Annotated in this window: 11 protein-coding genes; all 11 read right to left on the bottom strand. The window is 47.5% G+C overall.

Annotated elements, in window-relative coordinates; translation table 11 throughout:
* Positions 1 to 228: 228 nt before the first annotated feature.
* A complete protein-coding gene (locus DX130_RS02000) occupies positions 229 to 2,391 on the bottom strand; it encodes an ADP-ribosylglycohydrolase family protein (RefSeq protein ID WP_116042412.1) in 2,163 nt (720 codons plus the stop codon).
* Positions 2,392 to 2,564: 173 nt separating this feature from the next.
* The gene (locus DX130_RS01995; RefSeq protein ID WP_116042411.1) at positions 2,565 to 3,587 is read right to left on the bottom strand and encodes a LacI family DNA-binding transcriptional regulator; all 1,023 of its coding nucleotides are present in this window, start codon (positions 3,585 to 3,587) and stop codon (positions 2,565 to 2,567) included.
* A gap of 222 nt (positions 3,588 to 3,809) precedes the next feature.
* Positions 3,810 to 5,159 carry a choice-of-anchor Q domain-containing protein gene (locus DX130_RS01990; protein ID WP_116042409.1) on the bottom strand — a complete coding sequence of 450 codons (1,350 nt, stop codon included), beginning with the start codon at positions 5,157 to 5,159 and terminating at the stop codon, positions 3,810 to 3,812.
* 16 nt (positions 5,160 to 5,175) lie between these two features.
* Positions 5,176 to 6,096: a ribokinase gene (gene rbsK, locus DX130_RS01985; RefSeq protein ID WP_116042407.1), complete on the bottom strand. Its 921-nt coding sequence runs from the start codon at positions 6,094 to 6,096 to the stop codon at positions 5,176 to 5,178.
* Between the two features lies 1 nt (position 6,097).
* Complete coding sequence (locus DX130_RS01980) at positions 6,098 to 8,260, bottom strand: ADP-ribosylglycohydrolase family protein (protein WP_116042405.1); 2,163 nt, start codon at positions 8,258 to 8,260, stop codon at positions 6,098 to 6,100.
* A 25-nt stretch (positions 8,261 to 8,285) separates the two neighbouring features.
* On the bottom strand, positions 8,286 to 9,131 hold the full coding sequence (locus DX130_RS01975) for a carbohydrate ABC transporter permease (protein WP_116042404.1): 846 nt from the start codon (positions 9,129 to 9,131) through the stop codon (positions 8,286 to 8,288).
* A 13-nt stretch (positions 9,132 to 9,144) separates the two neighbouring features.
* Entirely contained in the window at positions 9,145 to 10,068 is a 924-nt protein-coding gene (locus DX130_RS01970; RefSeq protein WP_165861123.1) for a carbohydrate ABC transporter permease, read from the bottom strand.
* A 110-nt stretch (positions 10,069 to 10,178) separates the two neighbouring features.
* On the bottom strand, positions 10,179 to 11,552 hold the full coding sequence (locus DX130_RS01965; RefSeq protein ID WP_116042400.1) for an ABC transporter substrate-binding protein: 1,374 nt from the start codon (positions 11,550 to 11,552) through the stop codon (positions 10,179 to 10,181).
* Positions 11,553 to 11,622: 70 nt separating this feature from the next.
* A complete protein-coding gene (locus DX130_RS01960) occupies positions 11,623 to 12,546 on the bottom strand; it encodes a nucleoside hydrolase (protein WP_116042398.1) in 924 nt (307 codons plus the stop codon).
* A 156-nt stretch (positions 12,547 to 12,702) separates the two neighbouring features.
* Positions 12,703 to 13,725, bottom strand: a complete 1,023-nt coding sequence (locus tag DX130_RS01955) for a LacI family DNA-binding transcriptional regulator (protein WP_116042397.1) — start codon at positions 13,723 to 13,725, stop codon at positions 12,703 to 12,705.
* 235 nt (positions 13,726 to 13,960) lie between these two features.
* Positions 13,961 to 16,114, bottom strand: a complete 2,154-nt coding sequence (gene recQ / locus DX130_RS01950) for a DNA helicase RecQ (protein ID WP_116042396.1) — start codon at positions 16,112 to 16,114, stop codon at positions 13,961 to 13,963.
* Between the last annotated feature and the right edge of the window lie 11 nt (positions 16,115 to 16,125).

The following is a 16,125-nucleotide window of genomic DNA, read 5'->3' as shown; positions in this document are numbered from 1 at the left end:
TTACGGCCTCCTTTATTTTTCATATCTTGCGCGAATGGCTTCACCCCTCTCCCGAGATGCTTGATCCGATTCGCTACAGAGATCGTAACGCAGGAAATATGACATCTTGTATGTCAGTGTTTGAAAACAAAATTTCTCAATCGTTCCTTATTTCACACAACAAAAAAGCGGTACCAGACCCTGTGGCCTAATACCGCTTCAATCTCTATTTGTGTAGAAGAAGCCTCGTTAAATCCCTTTCACCGCAAAACGCGTGTAATGCGTATGGCTTCCCTGCATTGTCGCAAAGCCGACGCTGCCATTCAGATAAGGCTGGTCGTTGTCCTCGTAAGTCAGCAACGTCTCGCCATTCCATTCTACCGTGAACGCAGCACCCTTTGCAGTAACCGCGAGCGTATACGCTTGTCCCGCTTCCCAAGGGAACTCAACTTCCTTCAAAACCTGGTATCCGTTGTTGTTTTTGAGAAGCGCGAGCTTTCCGCCCGGCGCCAGACCTACCGCATAGCTGCGAATGCCCCCTTGCACGCGGGTCAGCATATAATGGCCTTCGCCAAGCTGAGGAATAAGCTCAGCCTCCAGGCGGTAATCGGTCCATGTCGGCTCTCCGGTATAACATTCCGCCGGCTCACCTGCATAGCTGCCGCTCAGCTCGCCATTCTCCAGCGTCCATATGCCTCTCAAATACGAGAATTGGCTCACTTCGACATGGAGATTGTTCCAAATCTCAAGACGCTCTTGTTTGAAATCAATCTCATAATGAGGCTGACCGGAGAAGTTGAAATCATCCACATAAACAATCAAATCCATCGAACGTCCATCTAACGGAATAAACTCTACGCCCGCTTCCTCCAGACAAGCGCCGGACATGGAAGGAATATCGAAGGAAACCGCCTGCCACTCTCCAGGTATAAGCTGAATCGTCTCCCCGTAATGCCGTTCATTGCGATTGCCATCTTTCACATACATAACCGCTTTGACCGAAACCGGCGAGTCCTTCGGCAACAGCAGTTGCGCCGAGATGGATTGTCCCGGGTACAGAATCGGTGAGAAGCTAGGATCATAGCGGCTGTCATCGAAGTCTGCAGGACGGTAGTACGTCTGGTGATAAAGCCGGTAGGCTTCTCCGCCTTGCACCTTGTCGAACGCCACTTTCAATGAACGTGAGCCTGAATAAGCGTATTCTGTCGTATTTTCAAGCCAAGTCCCTACATGAGCTTCGTCACTTGTATTCGTCCTCATCGCATGCGTAGATCCAGGAAATTCGAAATGGAATTTCGGTCCTTGACCCCGTAATATCGCTTCCCATTCCTGCGGCATAGCGTCGCCCGCTATAAGGTAGCCGAATCGGGAAATATAGGCCGCGCACGCAGGCAAATCCGTAATGTTAAGCGATCCCATCACGCTGGAGCTGCACATAAAATCATTGATTGGAGCTCTCCACTCATCCCCGATGCCGTCCAGTCCTACGAATACGCCCATAACAGCGCCAACATTGCCAACGTTGCAATCGGTATCCCAGCCGCACATGTTGCAAATATTGATTGTACGCGCGAAATCGCCTGCACCGTACAACATCGATAGAACGATGACAGCCGAGTTCGGAATGATGTGACAGTTGCCCGGATGTTTGTCGTATCCGAAGTTGTCCCGGACGTATAAGAAGCAATCGCGCCAATTGTCCGGATGCTCCCGGTGGAAGGCTCTAACGGCATTCGTCATTCTTCGGTAAACACTGTCCTCCGGAATGACGGACAATGCTGCGTCCATGACCTCATCGATTGTGTCAGCCGTATATGCAGCTGATATGGCGGCAGCGATAAATTGGCCACCGTACATGCCTTCACCGTCATGCGATACACTGGCTGCCTTCGCCGCATATTCGGCGGCAAGCTCCGGATTGCCCGGTGCAATCATTCCCCAAACATCGATGAAGATTTGACCGCCGATTTGTTCTGCAACCACTGCGCCATTTTGCTCAATTGAGCCCGATCTAGGCGCCATAATGCCGTTCTTCAAATTCAAGTAAGCCGTATGCTCCGTGGACACTCCGTAGCCGCCCCACCAATAAAAGCCATGCTGATCCGGCGCATAGTTCAGCCAAGTAAGGCCGATCTGCTCCGCCGTAATGTCGCGTGTATGTGTATAATCCTCAAGAGCCCGAAGGAAAAAGATAGGCCCGTTCGTATCGTCATCGGCAGCAAAATTGCTGAATTGATGCGGGTAGCTCGTCATTTCTCCAAAAACGCGCTGCATTCTTTCATAGCTCCAATTCTCAACGTTAGCGCCATGGCGAACGCCCACCATCTTGCCGAGCCACCCCGCATAGGTGCGTTCAATATAATCTGGTTGCAAGCCTTTATGGTTTGCGGGAGATGCTGTCGATTTTTGCATGTCTCTCTCTCCTGTCGGTTTCGAATAAAATAAAGATCGCAAATGTATTCAAAGGGTTTGTAAAAAGTTATCGTATTATTTTAACGAAACTTTTCGAATCGGTTCGAAACAAGTATCACACGGCCCTTAAACAATGTCAAGGGACCGTGAAAGACTTCTTTTATTTGGAAAAATCAGGACTCTATTATTTTTACAGTGGATTCCCGCACAATGAGTCGAGGCTCCAGCTGTATTCTGCGCAGCGGGGTCGATTGCTCCTCTTTAATCCGCTTGAGCAACAGCTCTGCTGCAATTCGTCCCGTCTCTGATGTCAGATTTGAGACAGAGGTCACTCGCGGTTTTGTAATGGTTGACCAGCTTATATCGTCTACCCCTACTACCGCGACATCCTCCGGTACCCGAATCCCCTTCTCCAGCAGCCGCTGGATTAATCCAATAGCAATCATATCGTTAGCAGCGTATACGCCGTCGGGAAGTACGGGCAAATTGCAGAAATAATCGGCGGCTTGTATGCCCGTCTGTATGGAGAAGTCGGAGCCAATGTATACATTAGCGGGTGTAATCTTCATGAAGCTTGCGTTAAGTGACCACTCATAGGCACCATAACGAGTCCCTTGATGGATCTCCTTGGGGCCTCCGGCGTACGCAATATTGGTGCAGCCAATCCGTATCAAATGCTCCATGGCAAGTATACCTTCCGACTTTGACAAATGCACCATATCCGCATTCACATCATCGCCCATATGGCCGATCAGGCATACAGGCACCGACGAGTGATTAATATATTTTTTTAATGCCGCCGGATAACTGATCGTTAGCATAATGATTCCGTCTATATGCATTTCATTGACTCTGCTAAGGATCGAAAGCTCCTCCGTCGGATTGCCGTAATGGTTGATCAGAACAAGCCGGAACCCGTTTTCCTTCGCAACCTGCTCCACAGCCCAAGCCAGCTCCGGGTAATAAGGGTTTCGAATATCGTCAATGGCAAGAGCAATCTGCTGCTTCATATTTGTCTTCAAGCTTCTTGCCAGCATATTAGGACGGAAACCCAGCTCTTCAATCGCTTGAAGCACTTTGCTGCGCGTTACCGGCTTGACGCCGGGTACATCGTTTATGATGCGCGACACCGTAGATTTCGCCACACCTGCCCGTTTAGCGACATCAGCAATCGTAACCGAATCTGATTTTGTCATCTGAATCTGCTCCTAAATTATATACTTAACCGAATTCAAATTTACTGGTAACGGTTCGATTTCATTATGTCATTAAAACCGATAACCGACAACTGATTGATCGAAGAGATCGGAACAAAACAGCTTCAGCCTGCTTATCGAACACGACAACTTAAATCATGCAGAAAATAAAAAAGCGATATCAGGATTCTAGCCTGACACCGCTTCAAGTTGAAACATTGTTTATTTGCTTTGATATTGAAATGCACCGATATCAGGATTTTTACCTCTCGGAAGCACATTTCCGTCGAAATCTTTCTTATAACCAAGATCCATCCCTGCTTTAATGGCGGGACTATCCGCACTCAGACGCAAGTCCCGGGCTTCGAAATCGACGAACAGCGGATCTGCAACCATATCTCCCTCACCGAGCGGATATCCGACCGGATCAGTCGTTCCATCGTAATAGACATTATTTTGGCGAGGATAATCATAGGCTTTGTAATTATAGGATCCATTCAATACCTTCGCCGCAGGCGTATAGAAAATATTATTGGTGATAGAGAGCCACGAATCATCTGGAATGGGCCCTTCCTCGCGGTAAAAAAGCACCGTAAACAAGGAAGTTACATTCGATGTTTTTGTTCGTACGACGGTATTATGCTCCACTTTGAAGTTATGCGGGGTAACCGTCGTATCAAAGGCAATAAATTGCTGATAATCGTCACTAATATTATGCGCAACCGTGACGTTGGCAGCTGTCGTTTCGGTTACTTCGATAAAGCCTTGTGAATCGGTTGAGCGATTATGATGAATCCAAATATTATTCTTGTCATTAATGAAACCCTCAATTTCAATTGCTCCGCCGTCCGCTCCATACGGGCTGTCTGTAGAACGACAGTTTACAAACGTATTATACGCAATTTCGGTATTCGAATGATTCACACTGATCCCGACCGCGCCGTAAGACTGTTCTTCATCTCTATACGCAATGACAAGATCGTGGAAGTAGTTGTGCATGATCGTTGTATTCAAGCCATACGTTTTGACCCCTACTCCTAATTCCGTAAATTCACTGTTTGTAATAGTCACATCATCAGCTTCTTGAAGAACCAATACAGCCCCGCTTCCCATATACGTTGTAGAATTCCAATCAGAGATTGTGGCTGTGTCGCGAAACTTCAATCCATTAATACGAATTTGAGAACCTGAGACGGTCAATATATTTAATCCGCCGGGATTGGAGAAAATCGGTTTGTCGCCATCCCCGTATGACTTTATCGTAATTGGATCGCTTTCCGTACCTGAGGACGCCATTTCGAAAGTACCCGTATACGTCGTTCCTGCCGCAAAATGAACCGTATCTCCAGGTGAAAAGTGTTTCCCTTCAAACACTTGCAACGATTTCCACGGGCTAGCTTCCGTTCCTTCACCATCATCACTCGCATTCGGATTTGAGCTATCTATATAGTAGTCATGTCCCGATTGCGCCTGCACGTGAGGCAAATTCAAGTATACGATAGACAAGCAGATTATCAAGGCTCCGAAGATAGCGAATAGATACAATCCACGTCTTTTTACAGATGGGCTCAAATGTATAGAAACCTCCTTATACCGATGTATGATTTTCCAAAAAAGTCTCTATCTCATACTTGTGCGGAACCGAGTGCTGAGCCCCATGTCGGGTAACCGCGATAGCTGCCGCCGCGGTAGCGAATCGCAGCGCGACTAATCGTGATTGGCCGCTGTGAAGAGCTGAAGCATAAGCGCCGATAAATGTATCTCCTGCTGCAGTCGTATCTACAGCCTCTACTTTAAACGAAGGCATATGAAGGCTTTCCCCAGAATGGCTGGCATAATAAGATCCGTTGCCTCCAAGGGTAATGATGACGTTCTTCACACCTTGGGTAATCAGTTGATCGGCTGCTAATTCCGCTTCCTGATGATTTCCAATATTTAGTCCAGTAGTAACGGCTGCTTCTGTTTCATTCAAGATAAGCGTATCTATCCATGACAATACGGTTGGATCAACCCGGTGAGCAGGAGCAGGATTATAGATGACTTTGCTGCCGTATGCTACAGACCGTTTCATAATAGCAAAATTCGTAATCCATGGTATTTCGTTTTGAAGCAAGACGATATCAGCCTCTTGAATAATCTCCTCACGAATATCATCGGGTGCAAAAGCACCATTGCTGCCAGGAGAAAGTACAATCGTATTCTCACCTGAATCATTAACGGTAATAAAAGCCATGCCTGTCAGCGCTTCGTTCTTGATAATCCCGTTTGTTCGAATACCGGAGTTCTTCAAGCTTTCCACCAAGGTTTGTCCATTGGCATCCAAACCGACTGCTCCTGCCATCGTAACCGTACTTCCAGAGCGAACGGCTGCAACTGCTTGATTGGCACCTTTTCCGCCTGGATGGTATGCCGTTCCTCTCCCTGTAATGGTCTCGCCCGGGACTGGAAACTCCGATACCCGGTTAACAACATCCATGTTCAAACTACCCGCTACCAGTATCGAGCTCATGTTATACTCCTTTCACGCCAAAACGCGTATAGTGTGTATGGCTCCCATTCATGGTCGCAAAGCCGACTCCGCCATTCAGGTAAGGTTGAGTCTGATCGTCGAAGGTCAGGATTACTTCTCCGCCCCACTCCACTGAAATCAGACTGCCCTTGGCGGTAACCGCGATTCGATAGGCTTGCTCTGCCCGCCATGGAAATTCAACCTCAGCCAAACCCTCGTAACCGTTGCTATTTTTCAGGAGAGCAAGCTTTCCTCCTGGTGCTAACCCGACCGCATAAGAACGAATACCGCCCTGTACGCGGAAGAGCATATAATGCCCGTCTCCAAATTTCGGTATTAGCTCCGCTTCCATACGATAATCGGTCCAAGCCAAGTCCCCGGTATAGCATTCCGCCGATTCTGAAGGATAGCTGCCGCTAAGCTCTCCGTCCTCTAATGTCCACAAGCCTCTCAGATAGGTGAACTGGCTGATCTCCGTATGCATACTGTTCCATACTTCTAGACGTTCTTTCGAAAAATCAACTTCATAATTTGGCTTTCCACTAAAAGTAAAATCATCTACATAAACAACGAGTTCTGATACCCATCCATCCAACGGGATCAGTTCAATCCCTGCTTCCTCCAGACATGCGCCTGATCGAAAAGGAATGTCAAAGCGTGCTTCGAGCCATTGGCCAGGTATAAGCTCGACGAAGTTACCATAACAGCGTTCGCTGCTGTTGCCATCCATGACATACATGGCCGCCTTGACCGGAACTGGGGAACCCTCCGGCAGCAGCAGCTGTGCGGATATGCTTTGGCCCGGGTACAGAATTGGCGAGAAGCTTGGATCATAACGGCTATCATTGAAGTCTCCCGGACGATAATACGTCTGATGGTAGAGTCGGTATGCGTGACCGCCTTGGACCTTGTCGAAGACGACTTTCAGGGATCGACAGCCTGCGAAAGCCTGCTCCGTCGTATTTTCAATAAATGAGGTTACATGAGTTTCGTCGCTAGATCCCGTACGCATGGCATGTGTCGACCCTGGGTATTCAAAGTGAAATCTGGCACCTTTGCCGAGAAGAATCGATTCCCATTGCTCCGGCATGGGTTCGCCCGCAATTAAATAGCCGAAACGGGATATATAGGCAGCGCACCAAGGCAAATCCAGTATATTAAGCGAGCCGATTACGCTGGAATTGCAAAGAAAATCGTTAATGGGCTTTCTCCACTCCATTCCTATGCCGTCTAATCCTGCCCAGACGCCAAGAATCGCTCCTACATTGCCAACATTGCAGTCCGTATCCCACCCGCACATGTTGCAAATATTGATCGTACGCGAGAAGTCTCCTTCGCCATATAACATAGAAAGAATAATGACAGCCGAATTAGGAATAATGTGACAGTGTCCAGGATACTTGTCATAACCAAAATTGTATTTTACATACAAGAAGCAATCACGCCAGTTGTCCGGATGCTCCAGGTGGAACGCTCTTACAGCGTTCACCATTCGACGGTACTCACACCCTTCCGGGATGACGGCCAGTCCCGCATAGATGATCTCATCTATGCTTCCGGCTGTATAGGCGGCAGCAATGGCTGCCGCAATAAATCTGCCCCCGTAGATGCCCTCTCCGTCATGCGATACGCTGGCTGCTTTCTCTGCATATTCGGCTGCCAGCTCTGGATTGCCAGGAGCAATCATTCCCCATACATCGATAAAGATCTGCCCTCCGATTTGCTCGGCTACTGCAACTCCATTCTGTTCGATCGATCCAGATCTGGGCGCCATGACTCCGTTCTTCATATTGACATAGGCGGTATGTTCCGTGGACACGCCATAGCCTCCCCACCAATAAAAGCCGTGACCATCAGCCGCGTAGTTCAGCCAAGTAAGACCGATTTGCTCTGGAGTAATTTCCCGTGTGTGCGTATAATCCTCAAGCGCCCGAAGGAAAAACAAAGGGCCGTTCGTGTCATCATCCGCGGCAAAATTGCGAAATTCATGCAAGTAGCCCGTAATTTCCCCAAAAGCTCGCTGAAGCTTCTCATAACTCCAGTTCTCTACGTTAGCGCCATGCCGGACACCAATCACTTTGCCAAGCCAGCCCGCATAGGTGCGTTCAATGTAATCATTTTTTAAGCCATGCTTTTGTATAGTCGTTGCAGCTTGGTTCAACATCTCTCTCTCTCCTGACCTACTCGATTTATTTGATACCCGATAACTTGATGCCCTGAATGATATACTTCTGGAACATGAGCATAAGGACAATCGGCGGTACAGAAGCGATAGACGCTCCCGCCATAATATACTGCCACTCCGTATTACGCTGCGCTTTGAAGAACATGAGCAACTGATTGATTTGGTATAGCGATGGATCCGAAATGGTCATGACCGGCCATAGGAAAGCAGACCAGTAGCCCAGGAAAACATTCATCCCCATAATGACAAAAGGCGGGACTGAAAGCGGCAAAAAAATCGACCAGTAAATACGGAATCGCGTCGCACCGTCAAGCAGTGCCGCTTCTTCCAGCGCCATCGGAATGTTGAGATAAAACTGTCTGACAAAAAATACGCTCCATACATAAGCAAGACCTGGCAATGTCAGCACCCAGAACGTATTCGTCATATTCAGCATGTCAACAATCATGAAGCCTGTAATGTAAATAGCAATGCCAGGGATAAACATCGTCAGCATGTAATATAGCCATAGAAACTTTTTGAACGGAAATTCCAATCTGGCAAATACGTACGCAGCCATTGAGTTCAGCAATAGGCTGAATATGACACAAAAAACGGCGACGCCGAACGTAACGAACATGGAAGTCATGAACGACGCTCCATCTGGGAAAAAGGAAGTCGAATTCATGATGATGTCGACGTAGTTTTGGAAATTCCATTCCTTTGGAAAGAAACGGAACGGAAACGATAACACCTCTTCTCGCTTTTTGAAACCGGATATCGTCATCCATATAAGCGGAAACAATGCGATTAACGCTACGAATATACCGATTAGATTGGCAATGTAGCGGGCTTTTCTCGATTCGTTCATAGCAATCACCCTTCTAATCAATAGCTTTGTCCGACTGTACAATGCGGAAGATGACAGCCGAGAATGAGCCTAATATAATTGCCATTATGATTGCGCCGGCAACGGTATAGCCCATCGTAGGATCGTTGTTAAAATGGTTGACCAGATGGAGAACCGGCGTTAACGTCTCCCCTCCAGGACCGCCGTTCGTAATCATCAGGACAATTTCGTACAGCGACAACGCTCCCGTCACCCCGGATATGAAAATAAATATAAATACATTTTTCATATTCGGTATCGTGATATAGACCATCCTGCGAAATGCAGACGCACCATCCATTTTGGCAGCCTCATAATAATCTTTGGGAATATCGAGCAATCCTGCTAGCATCATTAACGTCACATAGCCAAATCCTTGCCATATAGCGGGGGCAGCTACGCTATAAAGCGCATAAGTGGAATCAGCGATCCAGGCTTGATTCTCGATACCGAATACATTCAGCAAGGAATTAAGAATGCCGCCTTGATAGTTATAAATGAAGGAAAACACCGCGCCTACTACAATTCCGCTTATGACAAGAGGAATATATATGGTGGTTTTGACGAATGCGCCGATCCGCGTTGACATCTCCTTGATTAAATGGGCGAACAGAAAGGCAGCCACGAATTGAACAGGTACGATCAGAAACACGAGCTTAAAAGCGACCAGTACGGCTTTACGGAAAAAGGGATCGGCCAATACAATTCGATAATTATGAAAACCGATAAACTCCGGTGTCTTATAGAAGCTGAAATCGGTAAAGCTTTTGAACAATGACATTCCTAGCGGAAGAAGCGCAAATAACGTAAGCAAAATAAAGGTTGGTACTAACATGGCATATGCTGTCTTGGCATCTTGTCGAGAACGGGATAAAAGCTTCTGACTTGACAATCCCTTTCTTGCTGTTGCATCGTTCACGTCTGTCACCTCATTGCCTGATGGCAAATTCATCTGTTTTGACCTTAGAGCCCAAGGGAAGGCCGATATATGGCCGGTTGACCTTTACGACCTTCGCTATTTACAGAGCCTTACTGGTTCTGCTTGGGATTTTTGTTCGCGTAGTTGTGAACCTTGATATAATCGTTAATATCTTTTTCCAGCTTGGCTAGCGCATCGTCTACAGGAACGCCATTGGAGATTACCGTTTCTAGCGCTGTACCGTAAATGCTTGAAATATCAAACGAATACCAGGGCTCAGGTTTGGCAAACGGGATGACTTGTTTCAAAATAATGTCACGGTACGGATCATCTGACACTCCCGGTTCTTTGTTAATGAGCTCATCCACGGACTGTCGTGCCGAAAACTTGGAGTATTGGGACGTCTCAAAAAACTCCTTCATAATTTGCGGATCACCTGCTACAAGGTATGAGATAAACTCCGCTGCTTCCTTCGGATTTTTCGCTTTGCCATCGAGAGTCAAGGCATACCCACCAAGCGCGGCAGTCGTTTTACCTTCCGTTATTCCATCCGGTGTAGGTGCTACTGCAACGCCAACTTTGTCTGCAATATCCGCATATTCGTTTTTCAGATTACCGATAGCCCATGATCCGTTAAAGCCCATGGCCACGCGGCCTTCTGCAAGCGGCTTTATATCCCATGCCTCGGACAACGCCTGCTTGGGCACAACTTTTTCGTCATACAGCGTTTTCCAGAAGCTAAACAATTCTCGGTAGCTCTCGTCATTCACAGTGGCATGCGACCAGTCGTCGCTGATCGGAAAGTGTCCGATCATGTTCTGGAATGCCCAGTGCGTCCAAGCTACATCCCCGCTGCCCGGAACGGCTAATCCAAATCGGCCTTGTTTCGTGAGTTGGGCTGCCATATCGATCAATTGTTTCCATGATGTTGGAGGAGATTCCGGATCTAGCCCTACCTCCTCAAAGAAGTCCTTGCGATAGAATAGAAGCTGGTACGGCTCCACGAATACGGGATAGGAATAGTGGTTATCGCCAATGGACACGATTTCTTTTATATTCCCGTACAGATCCTCGAATAGTTTGGGATCCATATAATCATCGAGAGCCGCATACATCCCCTCTTCCACGCTCATCGGAATGCTCGCATAATTCGTATAAGCGATTTGCGGAGCAGTACCATTCGATTGAGCTGCCTTCAGCTTTTGCTGCCAAGCGTCTTGCGGGACAAATTCCAATTTGACTTCAACCCCATCATGTGACTGGTTGAACTCATTCGTCCATTTCCTAAACCAGGCGGTAATCCCTGTGTCCTGCGGGGTAATCCAGAACGGAATCACTACCTTGCTGTGGGGAGCATTGGTGCCAGGTTGCTCCTTGCCATCTCCTGGTTTGCTGTTGTTAGACGAACAAGCTGTCATTAAAGACACAAGCATTACAAGAGCCAACGCCATTGCTGTCACGGATTTAAATGTCTTCATCGTCATTGATCTAACCCTCCAATGAATGAATAATTGCTGCAACACGTGTAATCGCTTCCATATGATTCAATCGTTCCTAAGATTTCCGGCTGCATAATCGATCGAGCAGCAAGTTCATAAAACCTTCGCTATCGACTTCTACGCAGACTTCAACGTTAGCGTCGTCTGAATGTTGTGCAATTGTCTGCCCCGTTGGATGACGATGATCATATTCGATATGCACCTTCATTTTTTTAGTTTTGACAAAAGAACGGTTTATCAACAGCGCGACAGCAAGCGGATCGTTCATGGCTGTATATTCATGCTTGTACCACTCAAGCCATCTCTCCACCAGCTTCACAAGCACAAGATTAAGCGGTTCTCCCGACTCTGTTAAACGTTGTAAATGACTACGATTCATTAATACCTGGCGCGTCACATCTAGACCAACCATTACAATCTTCGCACCGCTTCCGAAAACGATAGATGCTGACTCCGGATCTCGGCTAATATTATGCTCATAATAATCGAGTTCAGCAGCATTGCTTCCTATTCGAGATACGCCACCCATCAGAATGATTTCTTTCGCATGCGCAGCTATCCTTGGTTCTCTGATCATCGCGGCTGCTATATTGGTGAGCGGCCCTATCGGTACCAGAGTAATTTCACCCGGATTATTCATGACAGTCTCGATAATAAAATCAACCGCATGCTTCTCTTCGAAATCAAGATTTTGATCCCGCTCGTCGAGATGAAGAATGCCTTCACCTTCATGACCGAGCCACCAGATCTCCCGATTTCGCAGGAGCGTCTGCTCCACGCCTGCATAAATTTTGATGTCTTCCCTGCCACCCATTTGTAATATCTTTTTAACCATTCGGGAGCGCAGGACTACGTCACCATATACCGTCGTAATTCCTTCTACCTGAATTTCCGGAGAAAACATGCTGAGAGCCACGGCCATCGCATCATCCACATCGGTTCCAATATCTGTATCCAGTATCATTCGATGTAATTTCATTTAGGCATCAACCCCCTGATTGTAAGCTCTTTCAACATTTGAAATGCAATCTGTCTAAGACTTAGATTATTTTTATGAAAATTTTCGAACCGGTTCGAAAATATTATCACACGGCCCCTTTGAATTGTCAAGAGAACTAAATGATTCCTACGCCGTTTAATTCACGGTAACCTTAACCGTCGATTCCCGTACAATAAGCCGCGGTTCTAGTTGTACTTTTCGTAGTGGAGTGGTTTGACCTTCTTTAATCCGCCTTAGCAATAATTCCGCTGCGATTCTACCGGTTTCACCTGTCAGATTGGAGACAGACGACACTCTTGGCCTGGCAATAGTAGACCAACTAATATCATCGACACCTACAACCGTCACATCTTCCGGAACCCGTATTTTGTTCTCCAGAAGCCGCTGAATTAATCCAATTGCAATCATATCATTAGCGGCATACACGCCATCCGGCAATTCCGGCAAGCTGCAGAAATAATCTGCCGCCTGGATACCCGTTTGTAAGGAAAAGTCCGTACCGATGTATACATTTGCCGAATTGGGTTTCATAAAATTCATACTAAGCGACGTATCATAGGCTTCATAGCGTGTTCCTTGATGCAACTGCTTGGGTCCTCCCGCATACGCAATATTCGAGCAGCCGATACGGATCAAATGCTCCATAGCAAGCAGCCCTTCTGTTTTTGATAAAAACACCATGTCTGCATTTACATCTTCACCCATATTGCCGATCAGACATACAGGTACAGAAGCATGATTGATATTATTTTTAAGCGCAGTTGGATTGCTGATCGACAGCATAATAATACCGTCAATATGCATTTCATTCATCCTTCTTATAATCGCAAGTTCTTCCTCCGCATTGCCGTAATGATTGATTAATACGAGTCGATAACCATTTTCCTTTGCCACTTGCTCTACAGCCCAAGCCAGTTCCGGATAATACGGATTTCGGATATCGTCAATAGCAAGTGCAATCTGTTGCTTCATGTTCGTTTTTAAACTTCTTGCCAACATATTGGGCCTGAAGCCCAACTCTTCGATGGCTTGCAATACTTTGCTGCGTGTCACTGGCTTCACACCTGGTACATCATTTATAATACGCGAAACCGTTGATTTCGCGACGCCTGCCCGTTTGGCTACATCGGCAATGGTGACCGAATCTGATTTGACCATCTCAATCTACTCCTATGTTTCGTACTAAACCAGATTTTATGGTACCGGTTCGATTTTATTATGTCATTAAACGGGATAATCGGCAACTTCTTTGATTGAATAGGCTATATTCTCTCTTACGTAGCTTATCATCATAGAACTATAACAAAAGACGGGATAGTACATCCCGTCTTTGCTATAGCAATCTTGGTTATCTGATTAATTAATATTTGCCATGATCACAAAACTCTATCTTTTAAGAACCAGATGATAGATCATGTTTGCACAAGACGCCATGAATCGCAAAATATGTCACTTCTGCAGGACACTCATCCTTAATCGGTCTGAGTCGTTCAGCTCCGACTTTATTAATGGCAGCTAGAATAGGCACCTCTTGTCCAGGGAGAATGATACGATCCCAATCTACATCATGCCCTTCTCCTGCGCCGCGAATAATATGGCCTTCCACCGTCACTTGGCTGAACCCACGTTCCTTCGCGATCTCGGCAGGCGTCATGCCGTGATTAAACAGCTCCAGCGATTGCAGATGGCTAGGCTGCTCTCCGTTATCCGTTCTTCTGACAGCAGAGGTCTGCCCCTTTGTTCTAGAATAGACAGCAGATGTGGAACCCCCTGCATCCGGGAATTCGGCCACAATCGCGATAATATCTTGACCATATTTACTGCCCTTTGCAGCACCGATTCCTTTCACATCGAGCAGATCCTCCATAGACGCCGGGCGCGCATTCGCAATATCCCGGAGCGTGGCATCGAAGAAGATCATGAACGGAGGCACGCTTTCCTTCGCAGCTGCCTCTCTGCGCCATGCTTTAAGCGCATCGAACAATGGAGAGGATGCTGACATATCTGCCGCTGCTTGTCTTACGGTTGCCCGTACACGCTGTGTGATCGTCTCCTTGCCTTCAAGAACAGGAAGGGCGTTCGCCGTTAAGGAGACAGTAGGATATTGTCCCTCACTAAGTCTCATATAGCCTTCGGCTACAAGCCAATACAGCCAGTCCGCAATTTCTTTCTCCGGAAGATGGCGCATGAGCCCATATGTGGTGAGCCGATCCAATCCAAACTCAAGCAGACGTTTGTCACGGGAGCCCTTAAGTACTTTCGCCGCCATCGTCACGCCGAAGCGTCCCCTCATTCTGCCTACGCAGGAAAGTGCCATCTTCGCATCTTCCGTCCGGTCAACAGCTTCGCTTTTATCGAGACAGCTGCTGCATTTGCCGCATTGAGGCACATCACTCTCTCCGAAGTAATCTACAATAAACTGTTGGAGGCAGCGCTGGGTCCGGCTATAATTCATTATCAAATGGAGCTTGGACATTTGAATCGACTTTCGGTCCGTATCGCCCGTTCCCTGCTCGATCAAGAAGCGCTGAACCTGCATATCAGCAGGCTCGAAGAGCAAGATACAATCGCTCTCCTCCCCGTCCCGGCCGGCTCTGCCCGCCTCCTGATAATACGACTCCAGATCCCCTGGCATCTGCCAGTGCAGCACATAACGGACATTGGGCTTGTCGATGCCCATGCCGAATGCATTCGTCGCTACCATGACACGAACCTGGTCGAAGCGGAATTGCTCCTGCGTCTGAGCGCGGTCTGAATCTGATATTCCTCCATGATAGACTCCAGCATCAAGGCCAAATTGCCGCACCATGCCCCCGACTTCTTCCGCTTCTTTTCTCGTAGCCGTATAGATAATGCCGGATTGATCCTCTCTTTGCTTCAAAAAATCTTTCAGGAACCGTTTTTTGTCCACGCCGCTCACAACAGATAGAGATAAATTAGGACGTGCAAAGCCCGTCACATACCGGCGCGGATCGTTCAGCCGAAGCATAGCGGCAATATCATCGGCCACCTCTTCTGTAGCTGTCGCCGTAAAAGCAGCGACAAGGGGGCGATTCGGCATTCGGGCGATCCATCCTGCGAGCTGACGATAGCTTGGACGGAAGTCATGTCCCCACTGGGATACGCAATGAGCCTCGTCAATGGCAATTAGCGGAATATGAAGCTGCTCCGACAACGTCTGGAACATCGGGGCATCCAGCCTCTCAGGAGCCACGTAGAGCAGCTTATACTCGCCTTGCATCGCTTTGCGAAGCACCTCCCGGTATTCTGCCGCTCCAAGCGAGCTATTGAGGAACGCAGCCTGTACACCGACACGGTGCAAGCTATCCACCTGATCCTTCATAAGTGAAATTAATGGCGAGATAACTAGCGTAGTGCCTGGCAGCAGCAGCGCCGGAAGCTGATAACAGATCGACTTCCCGCCGCCCGTCGGCAAAATCGCTAATGTATCATGACCGTCTACAATGCCTGCGATAATATCTTCCTGTCCTTTTCGGAAGGAGTCGTAACCATATACTTCTTTTAATAATTGCAATGCCTTTTCCATCTCTAAGCGCG

Source organism: Paenibacillus paeoniae, from assembly GCF_003388735.1.
GTDB lineage: Bacteria > Bacillota > Bacilli > Paenibacillales > Paenibacillaceae > Pristimantibacillus > Pristimantibacillus paeoniae.
The sequence above is the reverse complement of the archived record's forward strand: the minus strand, read 5'-3'. Positions and strand labels throughout refer to the sequence as shown.